The sequence below is a fragment of the Rhodococcus sp. 06-1474-1B genome, assembly GCF_002258885.1.
In the GTDB taxonomy this organism is placed as follows: domain Bacteria; phylum Actinomycetota; class Actinomycetes; order Mycobacteriales; family Mycobacteriaceae; genus Rhodococcoides; species Rhodococcoides fascians.
The window spans coordinates 68,028-82,989 of sequence record NZ_NOYR01000008.1 but is presented as its reverse complement, the minus strand read 5'-3'; the positions used below and the strand labels follow the sequence as shown (position 1 = coordinate 82,989).

Annotated in this window: 11 protein-coding genes and 1 pseudogene; 4 read left to right on the top strand and 8 right to left on the bottom strand. The window is 63.2% G+C overall.

Annotation, left to right across the window (positions count from 1 at the left end):
• Positions 1-24: 24 nt before the first annotated feature.
• The 6 genes and pseudogenes from CH266_RS25715 to CH266_RS01870 form a co-directional block, all read right to left on the bottom strand.
• Positions 25-405, bottom strand: a pseudogene (locus tag CH266_RS25715) (ATP-binding protein); the annotation flags it as partial.
• On the bottom strand, positions 363-2,366 hold the full coding sequence (locus CH266_RS01890; protein WP_255175810.1) for a hypothetical protein: 2,004 nt from the start codon (positions 2,364-2,366) through the stop codon (positions 363-365). The gene CH266_RS01890 and the pseudogene CH266_RS25715, both read right to left, overlap by 43 nt.
• A gap of 224 nt (positions 2,367-2,590) precedes the next feature.
• A complete protein-coding gene (locus CH266_RS01885; RefSeq protein ID WP_141214466.1) occupies positions 2,591-4,189 on the bottom strand; it encodes a CocE/NonD family hydrolase in 1,599 nt (532 codons plus the stop codon).
• The gene (locus tag CH266_RS01880; RefSeq protein WP_032383772.1) at positions 4,186-4,500 is read right to left on the bottom strand and encodes an AtuA-related protein; all 315 of its coding nucleotides are present in this window, start codon (positions 4,498-4,500) and stop codon (positions 4,186-4,188) included. The genes CH266_RS01885 and CH266_RS01880 overlap by 4 nt, the downstream gene beginning before the upstream one ends.
• Positions 4,497-5,849 carry an acyclic terpene utilization AtuA family protein gene (locus CH266_RS01875; protein ID WP_094714645.1) on the bottom strand — a complete coding sequence of 451 codons (1,353 nt, stop codon included), beginning with the start codon at positions 5,847-5,849 and terminating at the stop codon, positions 4,497-4,499. The genes CH266_RS01880 and CH266_RS01875 overlap by 4 nt, the downstream gene beginning before the upstream one ends.
• Entirely contained in the window at positions 5,846-7,258 is a 1,413-nt protein-coding gene (locus tag CH266_RS01870) for a CitMHS family transporter (RefSeq protein WP_094714539.1), read from the bottom strand. The genes CH266_RS01875 and CH266_RS01870 overlap by 4 nt, the downstream gene beginning before the upstream one ends.
• Positions 7,259-7,340: 82 nt before the next feature.
• On the opposite strand from CH266_RS01870, the gene CH266_RS01865 reads away from it, so the two are divergent.
• Positions 7,341-8,234, top strand: coding sequence for a LysR family transcriptional regulator (locus CH266_RS01865; protein ID WP_255175809.1), 894 nt, complete (start codon positions 7,341-7,343; stop codon positions 8,232-8,234).
• Positions 8,235-8,447: 213 nt separating this feature from the next.
• Here the strand turns inward: CH266_RS01865 and CH266_RS01860 are convergent, their stop codons facing one another.
• Complete coding sequence (locus CH266_RS01860) at positions 8,448-10,685, bottom strand: NADP-dependent isocitrate dehydrogenase (protein WP_032384796.1); 2,238 nt, start codon at positions 10,683-10,685, stop codon at positions 8,448-8,450.
• Between the two features lie 240 nt (positions 10,686-10,925).
• On the opposite strand from CH266_RS01860, the gene CH266_RS01855 reads away from it, so the two are divergent.
• The 3 genes from CH266_RS01855 (at position 10,926) to CH266_RS01845 (ending at position 13,584) form a co-directional block, all read left to right on the top strand.
• Positions 10,926-12,302 carry an NAD-dependent succinate-semialdehyde dehydrogenase gene (locus tag CH266_RS01855; RefSeq protein WP_094714537.1) on the top strand — a complete coding sequence of 459 codons (1,377 nt, stop codon included), beginning with the start codon at positions 10,926-10,928 and terminating at the stop codon, positions 12,300-12,302.
• 68 nt (positions 12,303-12,370) lie between these two features.
• On the top strand, positions 12,371-12,667 hold the full coding sequence (locus CH266_RS01850) for an antibiotic biosynthesis monooxygenase family protein (protein ID WP_027497837.1): 297 nt from the start codon (positions 12,371-12,373) through the stop codon (positions 12,665-12,667).
• A 47-nt stretch (positions 12,668-12,714) separates the two neighbouring features.
• The gene (locus tag CH266_RS01845) at positions 12,715-13,584 is read left to right on the top strand and encodes an alpha/beta fold hydrolase (protein WP_094714536.1); all 870 of its coding nucleotides are present in this window, start codon (positions 12,715-12,717) and stop codon (positions 13,582-13,584) included.
• On the opposite strand, the gene CH266_RS01840 is transcribed toward CH266_RS01845, so the two are convergent.
• Positions 13,581-14,933 carry a cytochrome P450 gene (locus CH266_RS01840; RefSeq protein WP_094714535.1) on the bottom strand — a complete coding sequence of 451 codons (1,353 nt, stop codon included), beginning with the start codon at positions 14,931-14,933 and terminating at the stop codon, positions 13,581-13,583. The genes CH266_RS01845 and CH266_RS01840 overlap by 4 nt on opposite strands.
• Positions 14,934-14,962: the final 29 nt, after the last annotated feature.

Sequence of the window (14,962 nt, the reverse complement as noted above, 5' to 3'; positions counted from 1 at the left end):
CCTCCCCTGCGGCTCCGACCCCTCCGAACGAGACCAGACGACCAGAGCGCTCGCTTGGCTCAGCGAGGCCGCTTTCATTCCGACACCGAAGTGTCCGAGGTCGGCTGAATCGTACTGTCGTCTACTGCCATAGGTCATTGCAGTGTCGATAGTCGCGGAGTCCATACCCGCTCCGTCATCAATGACTCTCAGCCCCGTCACCAGCGTCCCGCGCTGTAGGAACCGTACAAGAACGTGTTTCGCCCCTGCATCGATACTGTTGTCGATCAAATCGGCAACAGCGGTGACAAGTGTGTGGTGCAGCCCGATCGAAGTCGCGAGAGAAGCATCCGGCGACGCGTCGATCGTTGCGATCACGTCGCTCACTCTCGATCTCCCAGCGCCACGTCGTTGCCCGAGACCCATGCACTCTCGAGAAGCACCGTCACTTCGTCGTCGCTTCCTGTTTCATAGGCTGACAACAACCGCCTGGGGCGCGTCTCGCCCGGTAACCCGATCGCGTCAGCCAGCACTCTGACGAGGTTCTTCTCCGAGATGGACATAGGGTCGCTGTGACCGATCATCCCGAGAACTCGCCGCAGCGGCCCAGCATCGTCGGGGATCGATGCTGCCGGCAGCACGTCGAAGCGACGATCGACTCCGAAGTCAAGGAATACCGAGTCTCCAACATTGACAGCAAGTTCCGCGAGAAAGCGGCGGATTGTTCCGCAGGTCGGTTGCGAACCGGACCATCGAATCATTTGTTCACCGAGGCGACTCGAAAGCTCCACAACGTCACCGCGCCTGCAACCGACCGCAGCAGCGACGCCAGCAGGCAGCGCAAATCCCGAACCTCGTAAGTGGTCACGAGAGACCACAATTCGGTATCGCCAGCCGAGCCCGACACGGTAGAGCCGACGCGTGTGATCCGGCGACTTGACCCCAGACCGCTTCCGCCTAACCGCCCCCGTGGAATCTGCTACGAACTGCGGCACCTCGTGCGCTGCACGACCCTCGACCTCGATGTCGGCGGTGGACCACTCCGCCAGGTGCCATTCCAACTCGTGATCTCTTTCGACGCGAGAGTCCGCCGCCAACGCACGGGAGATGGATTCGACGCCACGACCCGGATCGACAAGTTCTCGGAGAATCTCCGACGACAGCGACTCACCCATGGCCTCCAGCGCTCCGACCGCATGATCGGCAAGCTTGGCAGTACGGGTCAGCGCACGTCCAGCGACCAACGGGACCTCACACCAACGAAGCCACTCCTCCAACTCATGACCCGTCATCGCCACGGCTGCCGTGACATCAGCTAGGTCGACGACACCGTTGACCGACTCGTGATCTTCGAGCAGTGACAGCGTGCGCCGCTTCGCCGCATCGACATCCGGCGCAGCAGCCCAGCCGTCGGTGACCTCGAAGTAGTCATCCAGACGATCGAGCACGAGCCAGAGTGGTACGCCGAGAGCCGGCACCGCCTTCGCAATACCTGGGTGCAGCTTCAACAGACGGTCCAAGGAGGCAACCGGTTGAATCTCGACTCGCAAGCTCGCCAACAAGTTTCCTACTGCAGTCCCATAACCGCACGCGGAAGTGAAGCGTGACTTGATGTCCGACTCGATGGTGCTGGTTCGCGCTTTACTGACATGCAAACGCACGCTCATTTCACCGAGCGACTTGGGCGCGACCGCCATCAGCCGCTGGTGCAATACCAAGCTCTCCCGCTCGTTGAGCTGCTCGACGAGGTTCTCGATTTCGTCGATGGGATCGCCTACCGTGCCGTCCGGGAGATCAAGCGCAGTCAACGCTGCAATCCGCGCGGCAACGTCTTGAATCGGTTCCGGTGAGTCGTCATCGATGGTCACAGTCACCAGCGGTTGGCGACTCCGGCCTCGAATTCGATGCCACTGAGCCAACTCGTGCAGATCGTCGAGCAACTGACTGATCACGGGTGGTGCCGAGATCACGTCGTCCTCTGAGACCCGCAAACCCGGGTCAGTGAGAACTGCACACCCGAGAACGGCGGCGACCAATTCGCGCGCCGTCCCGTCATGTGTGCCGCTTATCGCGAAGAAGTCCTGAACGGTCAACGGCAAGAACCCGTCGATGGTCGTGGATTTTGTAAGCCTCCCGGCCAGGGTGGCAGCTCTGGTGTCCAGACAGAGGGCCGATACCGAGAGGCCTGGCTTCAACGTGGGAAACGCATCGGATAGAACGATGCTCTTGTGCCCAGTGACGAACAGGTCAGCCAGCTCACTCAGCAGCTTCTCCAGGTCGCCGCCTGATGCGGTCTCCCTCGGCGAATCCTCCAGCCACCATTCGTCACGACCCAGTCGCTCCAAACGTGCGGCGCGGTCGGATACATAACCGTCGAGCCATGGCAAGACATCGACCCAGGTTAAGTCGGTGATGTCGTCTAGCCGGGACGAATTCACCCCCACCATTGGCCCACGATGCCTCTCTTGCCCCTACCTGAAACAGAACGAATGGTTCACAATAGGCCACCTCACCCAAACTCGTCCCGTCAAGTAACTCTTCGGTCCGGCAGCGGACACATATGGCGCTGCCGCGCGGCTTGGTATTTCGCCCTTCGACACTTGATCACCTGTCAACGCACCGATGCGGAGGGGAGCACCGGCACGGTCAGGGTTGAACCGCCGGCTCCGGTGCGGACGCTGACATCTCCTGCCGCGGCGTCGTCGGTGATGTCGGGGTAATCGTCACTGCGAACCTGGACCTGCAGCCGGTGTCCGGCCGGCAACCGGAAGTGTGTCGGCCACGCACGTACGTCCAATTCGTACTCCTGCCCGGGTATTACAGGCTCGGGCGAAACGGATCCGTTGCGATGGCTCGCCTTGAGCCAACCCTGAGTGATTCGCTCCACGGTGCCGTCCGGCGCGACATCGTCGACGATCACCGCAAGGTTGCCGTCGGACGCGGTGAAGGTCGCCGAGACCTGCGCCGTCGGGGACCCTGCGATCACCACATCAGCGGGCAGCGGGGTGGTCGAGAAGACCACCGCCGCTGCGGCAGCATCGGTATGGTCCTCAGGCACGCTGTACGCCCGGCTGCCCTGCTCGGTCGATACCGGGCTCAGGCCACCATCGGTCCCCATCGCCAACGTCAACTCGGTGGATTCGGCAGGCGGCCACTGACCGAATTCCTGCCAGCCACGTTCGACGGGCACCGAGGAGATCTCGTAGGAATTGATCCGCTTCGCGGGCAGAGGTGCAGAGCCGTCCTCGCGAAGCCACTTGTCCCACCAGGCCAGGTACGCGCCTGTACCGATATCGGCGTTTTGGCCCGCCGGCATGCCGTGTTTCCACGGCCCGGCAACGACCCATGTCAGATTTGGGTGCGCACTGTAGTTCTGCATCATCGGGTCTCGGTAGCGGTCGTACCATCCCCCGACCTGCAACATGGGGACGTCGATGTTCTGCCACTTCGCTTTGACGCTGCGGTCGATCCAGTACTGGTCGTACAGCGGATGCTCGTCGTACGGACCTTCGGTAGCCGGGGCTGTACTTGCTTGCCACGTGCGGATGGTGTCGGATCGGATTCCACCGCGGTAGATGGTGTTCTCGTACCAGTCACTGAATGCATCGACCGGGATGACGGCAGCCAGATGCGGTGGATTGTTGGCCGCGGCCAGCATCGATGTATGACCGCCGTAGCTGACACCGGATTGTCCGACCTTGTCCGTCGACCATGGTTGCGCTGCAGCCCATTCGACGAGATCGTAGTTGTCCTGCTGTTCCTGCGGGCCGAACGGATCCAGTACACCTTCGGAATCCCCGGATCCCCGGACGTTGCACAGCAGAATGTTGTACCCACGTTCGACCAAATACGCAGAGTCCGTCGCCAACTGGTCGAGGCCGTCGTAGGCGTTGAAGTCGTAGACGATGGTCGGAAACTTCCCTGCGACCGGCACGTTGCCGTCATCGCCGGGTCGGTTCACATTGCAGGCAAGGGTGGCACCGTCGCGCATCGGAACCTCCATGCGCTCCGAGGTGACCGTGTAATCGGCCGCACGTCCGTAGGTGAAGAACGGGTCTGTCGGTGATTCTCGAGGTACCGCTGCAGCAGTACCGGCTGCCTGTCCGACGAGGATTGCGGCAAGAGTGAGGGCCAGGGGTACGCGGGTGATACGGATGTCGATCTCCATCCATCGGGCGGCCCGGCCGCGAGAGTCGGGAAGCAGGGTCAAAGGGATTCGGGCACAGGCATACTCAGCAGGTGGTAGCTCAGACACTTGCCATGTCCGTCGAGCACCGGGCTTCCGGTCACTCCCCCGCCGAGCACGCCGGGTAGCTCGAATACCAACCCGGAGACCAACGGCATCTCGGTGCGGCGCACGTCTCCGGTGATCAACGGTGCGAAGTGCGTGGCAACGGCATCGACAGTCAGTTCGCGGGACAGTAACTCGTAGTGTTCGTCGGTCCGCGGGAAGACAGCGAGAATAAGGGTGTCGCCCTTGTCCCCGGTTCGTACGTCGGCGAAATCGTCGACAGTCCTCATACCGTCACCTCCGTGATGTGTACGGCGGTCGTCACCTGGGCACGTGGAATCAGACACGATCTGATGGCGAGCACCTCGGTGCTGCTGCTGCGCGCACCGCCGCCACCGGCCGGGCCGTTGGTGTACAGACTTTCGACTTCCCACCCCACGAGTGCCGCGGTCTCCGCGTCGGGCACCTTCGCGGTCACGCGCAGTCGCACTTCGGGGACATCGGTCGGGGCCAAAAGTCCGCGGAATGCAGCGCCCGCGCCGATGTACTCGATACCCACGTTCTCCGCTAAAATACCGTGTACCTCCCACAGTCGTTGCTGCACAATCGCTCCCGCGAGCTGCGCGCGTTGCAGGGCGCGTGGCCCGGCGTAGCTGATCTGCCCTTCCCCGAGCCAACCGCCGCGGAATCCGAGGGTCACCTTCAACTCCTCTGGCCGTGTGCCGCCCGTCGCCCCGCACACCGCCACCCGGTCAGGCCCGACTGTCTGGAACGCAACTCCGGTGAAATCGGCGGTCACGTCCGGCGTCAAGTATCTGGCGGGATCGCCTACCTCGTAGAGCAGCTGCTCGGCGCACGTTCGCCGCGTCAGCTCCCCGCCGGTGCCGTCGACTTTGCCGAATTCGGCTGTGCCGTCGGCCCGTACGTCCCCGAACGGAAAACCCAGATTTGCCAGACCCTGCACAGGCTTGGTGACCGGGTCGGCAAAGTAGCCACCGGTCAGTTGGCCCGCGCATTCGAGTAGATGCCCGACGGCCGTCCCAGCACCGAGCGTCTCCCAATCCTGCCCCGCCCAACCGAACTCGTGCATCAGCGGCGCGAGATACAGCGCTGGATCGGCAAGACGGCCGGTGACGATCACGTCGGCACCGACGTCGAGTGCGGGCAGTACCGCGTCGGCCCCGATATAGGCGTTGGCCGACACCAGTTCCTCGGAATGCTCCGACAGCGGGCGGCCGGTCTCCCACACCACCGGATCGATGCGACGTACCGCGTCGAGCACGTCGTCGCCGGTGACAGCAGCGATGCGCACCGAACGCGAGCACACCTGCTCCGCCACCTGCGCGACGACCGCGGCTGCCGCAACAGGATTCGCGGCTCCGGAGTTGGTGACGACGGTGATGCCCTGCTCAGTGGTCGAGCCGAGTACTGCGCGCATGCGCGCTGCCAGGAGCGGGTCGTAGCCCGTCGTGGGATCGAGCAATCTTCGGGCCTGCCCGGTCGCAACCGTCCGCTCTCCGAGGCACTCGAAGATCAGATAGTCGAGCTCGCCTCGCTCGGCCAAGATCTGCGCGGGGTCGATGCGATCGCCGGCAAACCCCGCACCGGCACCCAATCGGACAGTTTCGCGGGCCCTCATGAGACCCACACCGGGATGACGCCCGTCGCGAAAGCGACTCCGAGCATGCCGAGGCTGACGAGCCACGCCCACCCCAGGGTATGACGGATGTGCCTGCCGATATCGACCTTGGCCAATCCGACGAGAAGGTAGAACGCGCCCGTCATCGGACTGATCGGGAAGCCGACGGTCTCCTCACCGATGATCGATGCCTGAGCGAGATGGATTGCGCTGATGCCGAATTGGTCGCCGACCTCGATGAGTACCGGCAGCACACCGAAGTAGTACGCGTCCGGGCCGAAGATCAGACTCATCGGTACCGCGAACACCCCGACGATGAGCGGAAGTGCTGGTGCCATCCAGTCCGGAATCACGTTGGCGGCGCTGACGGCCATCGATTCGATCATGCCGCTGCCGTCGAGCACACCGAGCAGAACACCGGCGGCGAGCAGCGTGCCCACCATCAGCATCGCGCCGACTGCATGCGCTTCGATACGGGCGGACTGTGCCTTCATGCCCGGGTAATTGATCAGGAGCGCAACGATGGTCGCGATGATGAAGCAGGTCTCCGGAGGCGCGACGGCCGCGATCAGTGCGGCAAGTGTCGCGACGACGAGAACGACGTTGACCCAGAACAGCTTCGGACGTAGCAGGCTGGGCTCGTCAGGCCTGTCGGGCTCTTCTGGGGTCTCGTCACCGCCCGACCCGACTGAGGCCGGCTCGTTGGTTCCGCCGCTAGCGGGTACGGGGATTCGCTGCCCGACGCGTGCCGTCGATTCCTCCACCTCGGCCTTGACATCACCTGCTGCGACCTTCGCCAACCGCGTCCGCTCTCGGCGTCCGAGGTAGTACGCGATGGCCAACGCGAACACCACACCAGCGATCTGCGCGGGAATCAGCGGCACCCACAGCTCGTTGGCGTCGACGCCCAATGTTGCTGCCGCTCGCGCCGTCGGGCCGCCCCAGGGAACGAGGTTCATCACGCCCGCACCCAGTCCGACACACGTGGCCAGCACCAGCCGGCTCATCCCGAGGCGCTCGTAGATCGGCAGCATCGCGGGAACGGCGATGAGGAACGTGACCGCGCCTGCCCCGTCGAGATGGGCGACCAACGCGAGAGCCGTCGTAGCCACGGCGACAGTCGGCGGTGCGCTGCCTGCCCACTTCACGATGCGCGCGATGAGGGGATCGAACAGACCTGCGTCGCGCATGATCCCGAAGAAGACGATCGCGAACAGGAACATGGCTGCGACGCCGACGACCCCGCCGAGCCCATCCTTGACGAACCCTGCCACCTCGGACGGCGAGTTGCCGGCCAGGAACGCCGCGGCGAGTGGGACACCCGCAAGCGCAACGATGGCCGCGACACGTTGGGTGAACAACAGCAGCAGGATGATGGCAATCGTCCCGAAGCCGAGCAGTGACAGCATGTGATCTCCTTCATCGAATATGACGAGTGTTGTGGAGATCACTTACGCAGTCCAACATCAGTTGGGTATAGATTCATGCGTCGTGGGCATAAACATCGGCATCGCGCATCTGCGCGCGGTTGTCGCACTGGCAGATCTTCAGAGCTTCACGTCCGCTGCCGCGGCACTGGGCGTGTCTCAGCCCAACCTCAGCCGTACCGTCGCTGAAGCCGAGCGACGCCTGGGCGTCCGACTGTTCGTACGCACAACCCGAAGTGTCGATCCGACGGGTGACGGGCTCGAAGTGGCCGCATATGGGCGTCGAATACTGCTGGAGTTCGACGACGGACTCGAACAGATCGCACGATTCGTTTCCGGAGAACGCGGCACCGTCACGATCGCATGCCTACCGTCGATCGCGGCGATATTCCTGCCCCCGTACATCGTGGAGTTTCGGCGCAACCATCCCGACGTCTCGGTACACGTCAAAGACGGCCTGCGTGACGGCGTCGTAGCATCGGTTCGAGACGGCTCGGTCGATTTCGCAGTGGTCGCCGCGTCGGGTCGGGCAAACGACCTGGAACGCACGACGATCAGCACCGACGCATTCGTCTGCGCCCTACCCACCAATCACCCTCTTGCGCAACGAACTTCGTTGTCGTGGACCGACCTGGCCGGCGAGTCGTTCATCTCGTTCGGCCCCGAATCCAGCATCGAGTCACATGTGCGGCTCGCGCTGGAAAGCGCGGGAGTCGACGTCGGGCCATCGGTTCAGGCACACAACGTCGCTGCGGTGGCCGGACTGACCGCCGCGGGACTGGGCGTCACAGTTGTCCCCGAACTGGTGGTACCGATGATGTCGTTCGCAAACCTGGTCTACATGCCGATCGAGCCAACGATCCACAGGACCATCTCCGTCGTCCAGTTGCCCGGACGACGCCAAAGTGCAAGCTGTTCGGCGTTTCTCAGCGTTCTGGTGCCGCCCCAGACGGGATGAATGGGCCATTCAGTACGTCTGAGCGCGTGAAAGTCACATTGATCCGTCGCGGGCGTGCAATCCCAACCAAGGGGCGGACTGTAGACCGCGGACGGTTGACGGCTACCGGAGCCCGAGAGTTGTTGCACCTCAACGAATGAATGGCCCCTTCACAACGTCTGAGCGCGTGAATGGGCCATTCATTTCAAAGGGGGGTGAAGCAGGCAGAAAGAACTACTGCTTCGCAGACTCCAGTGCCTCGTTGAACGTCGAGGACGGACGCATCACTGCGGCGGTGGCTTCGGGGTCCGGGTAGTAGTAACCACCGATGTCGACCGGGTTGCCCTGTACCGCGTTGAGCTCGCCGACGATTTTCTCTTCGTTCTCCGAGAGGGTCTTCGCCAGAGCTGCGAAGTGCTTGGCCAGCTCGGTGTCCTCGGTCTGCTCGGCGAGTTCCTGCGCCCAGTAGAGGGCGAGGTAGAACTGGCTGCCACGGTTGTCGAGTTCACCGGTCGAGCGCGACGGGCCCTTGCTGTTCTCGAGCAGCTTGCCGGTGGCCGAGTCGAGTGCGTTGGCGAGGATGGTCGCCTTGACGTCACCGGTCTTGGTTCCCAGGTCCTCGAGGCTGACTGCGAGAGCCAGGAATTCACCCAGCGAATCCCAGCGAAGGTGGTTCTCCTCGATGAGCTGCTTGACGTGCTTGGGGGCCGAGCCGCCCGCACCCGTCTCGTACAGTCCACCGCCGGCCATCAGCGGAACGATGGAGAGCATCTTGGCGCTGGTGCCGAGTTCGAGGATCGGGAACAGGTCGGTGAGGTAGTCACGCAGGATGTTGCCGGTCGCGGAGATGGTGTCGAGCCCGCGGATGAGACGTTCCATCGTGTAGCGGATCGCACGTACCTGCGACATGATCTGAATGTCGAGGCCCTCTGTCTCGTGATCCTTCAGGTACTTGCGCACCTTGCCGATCAGCTCGTTCTCATGCGGGCGGTACGGGTCGAGCCAGAAGACGACCGGCATTCCGGACTCACGGGTGCGGCGCACTGCCAACGCAACCCAGTCGCGAATCGGCGCATCCTTGACGATGCACAGACGCCAGATGTCACCCTCTTCGACGTCCTGCGTCAGCAGAACCTCGCCCGTCGCCAGGTCGGTGATGTTCGCGACGCCACCGGCAGGGACCTCGAACGTCTTGTCGTGCGAGCCGTACTCCTCGGCCTTCTGCGCCATCAGGCCGACGTTGGGAACGGTGCCCATCGTCGTCGGATCGAACTGACCGTTGGTCTTACAGAAGTTGATCATTTCCTGGTAGATGCGGAAGAAGGTCGACTCCGGGCTGACTGCCTTGGTGTCCTTCGGCCGACCGTCCGCGCCCCACATCTTGCCGCCGCTGCGGATCATCGCAGGCATCGACGCGTCGACGATGACGTCGCTGGGCGAATGGAAGTTCGAGATTCCGCGTGCGGAGTCGACCATCGCCAGCTCCGGACGAGTCTCGTGGCACTTGTGCAGGTCGTCGATGATCTCCTCGCGCTGCGCGCTGGGGAGGGCTTCGATCTTGCTGTAGAGGTCCGAGAGGCCGTTGTTGACGTTGACGCCGAGCTCCTCGAACAGGTCGCCGTGCTTGGCGAACGCGTCCTTGTAGAAGACCTTGACGGCGTGACCGAAGACGATGGGGTGCGAGACCCGCATCATCGTGGCCTTGACGTGCAGGGAGAACATGATGCCCGTCTTGTAGGCGTCCTCCATCTGCTCCTCGTAGAACTCGATGAGCGCCTTCTTGCTCATGAACATGCTGTCGATGACGTCGCCGTCGGTGAGCGACACCTTCTCCTTGAGGACGATGGTCTCGCCGCCCTCGGTCAGCAGCTCCATCTTGACCTCGCGGTCGCCTTCGACGGTCATCGACTTCTCGCCGTGGTAGAAGTCGCCGTGGCGCATGTGCGCGACGTGGGTGCGCGACGCCGGCGACCATTCACCCATGCTGTGCGGGTGCTTGCGCGCGAATTCCTTGACGGCCTTGGGTGCGCGGCGATCCGAATTACCCTCGCGCAGAACGGGGTTGACCGCGCTGCCGAGGCACTTGGTGTAGCGGTCGCGGATTTCGCGCTCTTCGTCGGTCTTCGGGTTCCCGGGGAAGTCGGGGATCGCGTAGCCCTTGTCCTGCAGTTCCTTGATCGCGGTCAGCAACTGCGGAACGGAGGCACTGATGTTGGGAAGCTTGATGATATTGGTGTCGGGCAGCTGCGTCAGCTTGCCCAGCTCGGCGAGGTTGTCGGTCACTCGCTGGTCTTCGTTGAGGTAATCGGGGAACTCGGCGAGGATGCGGTTCGCAACCGAGATGTCACTGGACTCGACGTCGATGCCGGCCGCGCTGGCGAAAGAACGTATGACCGGCAGAAACGCGTGAGTCGCCAGCATCGGCGCCTCATCGGTCAGGGTATAGATGATGGTCGGCTTCTTCGCTGTCATGTTTCGCCTTTGCCTCAGTTTCGACGTCGTCTTTTGGATGCGTTCGTCCTCAACTTTAATCTTCGTTCTCGCCGCTGTGGGGGGCAGTGGGGTATCACTCCATCTGCGCATCCAAGTTACCGACCAGTAGGGCGCTCAATGGATTTCGAGACCGTGTCCCGTCCCGCCTCTGACCACCGTCGGGCCATCCGATTTGCCCGATTAGGAACAACATCGGCCCCGCCGTCCGTTGAACCGAGCATGACGACCTACAAGACTGTCAATCCAGCCGACGGCACAACCGTCAAGGAATTCGAAACTCTCGACACGGCCGGCATCGAGCGCGCCCTCGCGGACGCGCACGCTGGTTTCCAGACGTGGCGCAAGACCTCACCCGAGCATCGCGCAGAGATCCTGCACAAGGTCGCCGACCTCTATGTCGAGCGCGCCGACGAACTGGCCCGCACCATCTCGCTCGAGATGGGCAAGCCGCTCACCGAATCCCAGGGCGAGGTGGAGCTGTCGTCCAACATCTACCGCTACTACGCAGACAACGGCCCCGCGCTGCTCGAGGACGAGAAGCTCGACGTGCCCGGCGCGGAAATCAGTGTGCTGCAACGCAAACCGGTGGGCGCACTCGTCGGCGTCATGCCGTGGAACTTCCCGTACTACCAGGTAGCCCGATTTGCCGGCCCGAACCTGATGGTGGGCAACACGATTCTGCTCAAGCATGCACCGAACTGCCCGCAATCGGCATTGCTGATGGAAGAGATCTTCCGGCAGGCCGGGTTGCCCGAAGACGCGTACATCAACATCTTCGCGACCAACGAGCAGATCGCCGACATGATCGCCGACGCTCGCGTCCAGGGCGTCTCCCTCACCGGAAGTGAGCGGGCCGGAACGTCCGTCGCCGAGACGGCGGGGCGCAACCTCAAGAAGGTCGTGCTCGAGCTCGGCGGTTCGGACGTGTTCATCCTGCTCGACTCAGCAGACATGGACGCCACCGTCGAATCCGCAACCCGTGCGCGCCTGTCCAACGCAGGCCAGGCCTGTAATGCCGCCAAGCGCATACTCGTCGCCGAAGACGTCTACGACGAGTTCGTCGCCAAGCTCGTCACCTCCTTCGAGGCTGTGCAGACCGGCGATCCGCTGGATGCCAACACCACCCTCGGTCCCCTGTCGTCGCAGACCGCTGCCGACACGTTGATCGAGCAGATCGACGACGCGGTGTCCAAGGGCGCGACACTGCTCACCGGTGGCAAGAGGATCGACGGACCGGGTGCGTACGTGCAGCCGACCCTGCTGACCGACGTCACGCCGGACATGCGGGCCTACACCGAGGAACTGTTCGGCCCCGCAGGCGTCATCTACAGGGTCCAGAATGCAGACGAGGCAATCGAATTGGCGAACTCCTCCCCCTACGGACTGAGCGGGTCGGTGTGGAGCGCAGACCTCGACAAGGCCCGGGACGTAGCAGAACGCCTCGAGGTGGGCATGGCCTTCGTCAACGAACACGGCACCACACTGCCCGGCCTGCCGTTCGGCGGCGTGAAGCGCTCCGGCGTCGGCCGCGAGCTGGGGCCGTGGGGCATGGACGAATTCGTGAACAAGAAGCTCGTCCGAGTCTCCGCAAAGTAGCCGTACTCGCCGATGCTCCCCAGGCAGTTGCCCGGGGAGCATCGCGCTGCTGCGGTCATACTGTCTCGATGATCGTCGAACACGCCCTGCTGCATGTCATCCCCCACCGAACCGACGAGTTCGAAACCGCGTTCGCCGACGCGAAATCGATCATCGCGTCGATGCCGGGGTTCGTGAATCTGACCCTCTCGCAGGGCATCGAGCAACCGAACACCTACCTGCTGTTGGTGGAGTGGGAACGACTCGAAGACCACACCGACGGCTTTCGTGGTTCCGACGAGTATCAGCAGTGGAAGGCGCTACTGCATCACTTCTACGATCCGTTCCCCGTCGTCGAGCATTTTGCTCCGATGTACGAGGCGTAAGAGTTAGGTTCGTGTCTCGACCCTCTCGCCGCACCAAGGAGATTTTCGTGGCCAACGCTTCGTCGTTCGTATCCAAGCAGGACGACCTCGAGATCAGCACCTATACCTGGTCTACGTCCGCCGATCCTGCTCGCGGTGTCGTACAGATCGCACACGGGCTCGCCGAGCACGGCAGTCGTTACGCACGCTTCGCTGCCGCCCTGAATGACGCTGGCTTCCACGTCGTCGCGTCGGATCACCGCGGCCATGGCCAGTCGATCGTCGACACCCCCGGCGATTTCGGGGCCGCCGCGTTTGCAGGCCTGTGGGCAGACATCGAGCAACTGGGCGAATCACTGCTCACCGAGTACCCCGACCTGCCTCTGTTCTTGTTCGCTCATTCCATGGGATCCTTTGCCACCCAGCATGTTCTGATCGAGCGATCGGATCTGTACGAGGGCGTGGTGCTGTCGGGTTCGACGACACTCGACGTACTCGCCGCAGGAATGGCCGACGCCCCGGCGGGCGACCTGAGCGTGTTCAACGCCGCCTTCGAGCACCGCACCGGCTACGAATGGCTCTCGCGTGACGAGGCAGAGGTGGACGCCTACGTGGCAGATCCGCTGTGCGGCTTCGACCTTCCGGCGTCGACGGTCCCCGCTTTGTTCGGCGAGGCCGAGAAGCTCGCCGATCCGCACAACCTGGAGCAGATTCGCTCTGATCTCCCCCTGCTCATCACGTCGGGAACGGACGACCCACTCGCCGGCGGTGGGCAGTTGATCGAGACGCTGGCCGCCCGCTACCGCGAGGCGGGAATGAGCGATGTGACCGTCACCCTGTACCCCGGTGCCCGCCACGAAATCCTCAACGAGACCAACCGTGACGAGGTCACAGCCGACATCATCGGTTGGCTCACCGACCGCGCCGGATCGGTCTAACGCCGTCTCAGCTGCACGGGCTGCCCGTCCTCCGGGAAGGGCAGCGACGTGAAATTCAGCGGTGCAACGTAATCGGGGTCGACCGTCCAGTCGAATCGCAGCAACAGGTGATGCATGATCGTCTTGATCTCGGCCCCGGCGAAGAACATGCCGATGCATTTGTGGACGCCGCCGCCGAACGGCTCCCACGCATAGCGGTGCACCTTGTCCTCGCGGCGATCGGCGGCGAACCGTCCGGGATCGAATTGCTCGGGGTTGGGCCAGTACTGCTCCATGTGATGCGTGAAGTGCGGCGCGACAGAGGCATACGTTCCCGCGGGGACGAATTTGCCTTGCACCTCTGTGTCCTTCACGGCGCGGCGGGCCACTACCGGTGTGGGCGAGACCAGGCGCAAGCACTCCTTCATCACCAGATCGACGTTGGTCAGCTCGTCGAGTTGCGCGAACGAGGGAGCATCGGTGCCCAGCGCCTCGCATTCGGCCCGGCACGTGTCCTGCCACTCCGGATGCTGGCCGAGGTACTGCATCATCGTCGACAGCGTGATCGTCGACGTGTCGTGCGCAGCCATGAGCAGAAAGATCATGTGGTCGATCACTTCGTCGTCGGAGAAATGCTCTCCGTCGTCACCCTCGATGTGGCACAACACCGAGAAGAGGTCGTCGGTCTCGGTGGCTCGACGGGCCGGGAGGTAGCGGCGGAAGAACTGGTCGAGCACCGCTCGGCCGTCCAGACCCCGCTTCCACCGCGTGCCCGGAACGCGGTAGCGCACGATCGACGTGGCAGCCTGCACGCAGGCGATGAAACTCGCATTGAGCTCAGCGATGTCGGCGTCCGTCGTTCCCTCCGCACCTCCCATGAAGATGCTCGTCGCGACGTCCAGCGTCAGTGCTTTCAGCGCCGGATAGACCTGGAAGTCGCGGCCCGGCTGCCACGCGTCCAAACCCGTTGCTGTAACTGGATTCAACGCTGCGACGGACTTGGTCAGCCGGTCCCGAGTGAAGGCCTGCTGCATGATTCGTCGATGACGTAGATGCTCTTCGGAGTCGAGCAGCATCAGCCCGCCGTGGAAGAACGGCCCGATCAACAGCGACCACCCGTCACCGTTGGCGAACGCCTTGTCCGCATTCTGCAGCACTTGCTGACACGCATCGGGGCCGAGAACGGTGATCCACTTCTGTCCGGCCATCGTCATCCACGAGACCTCGCCGTACTTGTCCCACCGACTACCGAGCAGCTTCAGAGGGTCGCGAATGTACTCGAGTGTGTGCCCGACGACGGGAAGACCGCCGTCGCCGAACACCGGTTGGAGAGCTGAATCTGCGGGTGGAGCAGCCAGAGCACGTGCCATTGTCGACCTCCGTCAATCTGACATGACGT

Coding starts and splice junctions, on each gene's coding strand:
- CH266_RS01840 (WP_094714535.1), bottom strand. CDS start 14,933: ATGGCACGTGCTCTGGCTGCTCCACCCGCAGATTCAGCTCTCCAACCG.
- CH266_RS01870 (WP_094714539.1), bottom strand. CDS start 7,258: ATGCTGTCACTGCTCGGCTTCGGGACGATTGCCATCATCCTGCTGCTG.
- CH266_RS01850 (WP_027497837.1), top strand. CDS start 12,371: ATGATCGTCGAACACGCCCTGCTGCATGTCATCCCCCACCGAACCGAC.
- CH266_RS01860 (WP_032384796.1), bottom strand. CDS start 10,685: ATGACAGCGAAGAAGCCGACCATCATCTATACCCTGACCGATGAGGCG.
- CH266_RS01875 (WP_094714645.1), bottom strand. CDS start 5,849: ATGAGGGCCCGCGAAACTGTCCGATTGGGTGCCGGTGCGGGGTTTGCC.
- CH266_RS01880 (WP_032383772.1), bottom strand. CDS start 4,500: ATGAGGACTGTCGACGATTTCGCCGACGTACGAACCGGGGACAAGGGC.
- CH266_RS01855 (WP_094714537.1), top strand. CDS start 10,926: ATGACGACCTACAAGACTGTCAATCCAGCCGACGGCACAACCGTCAAG.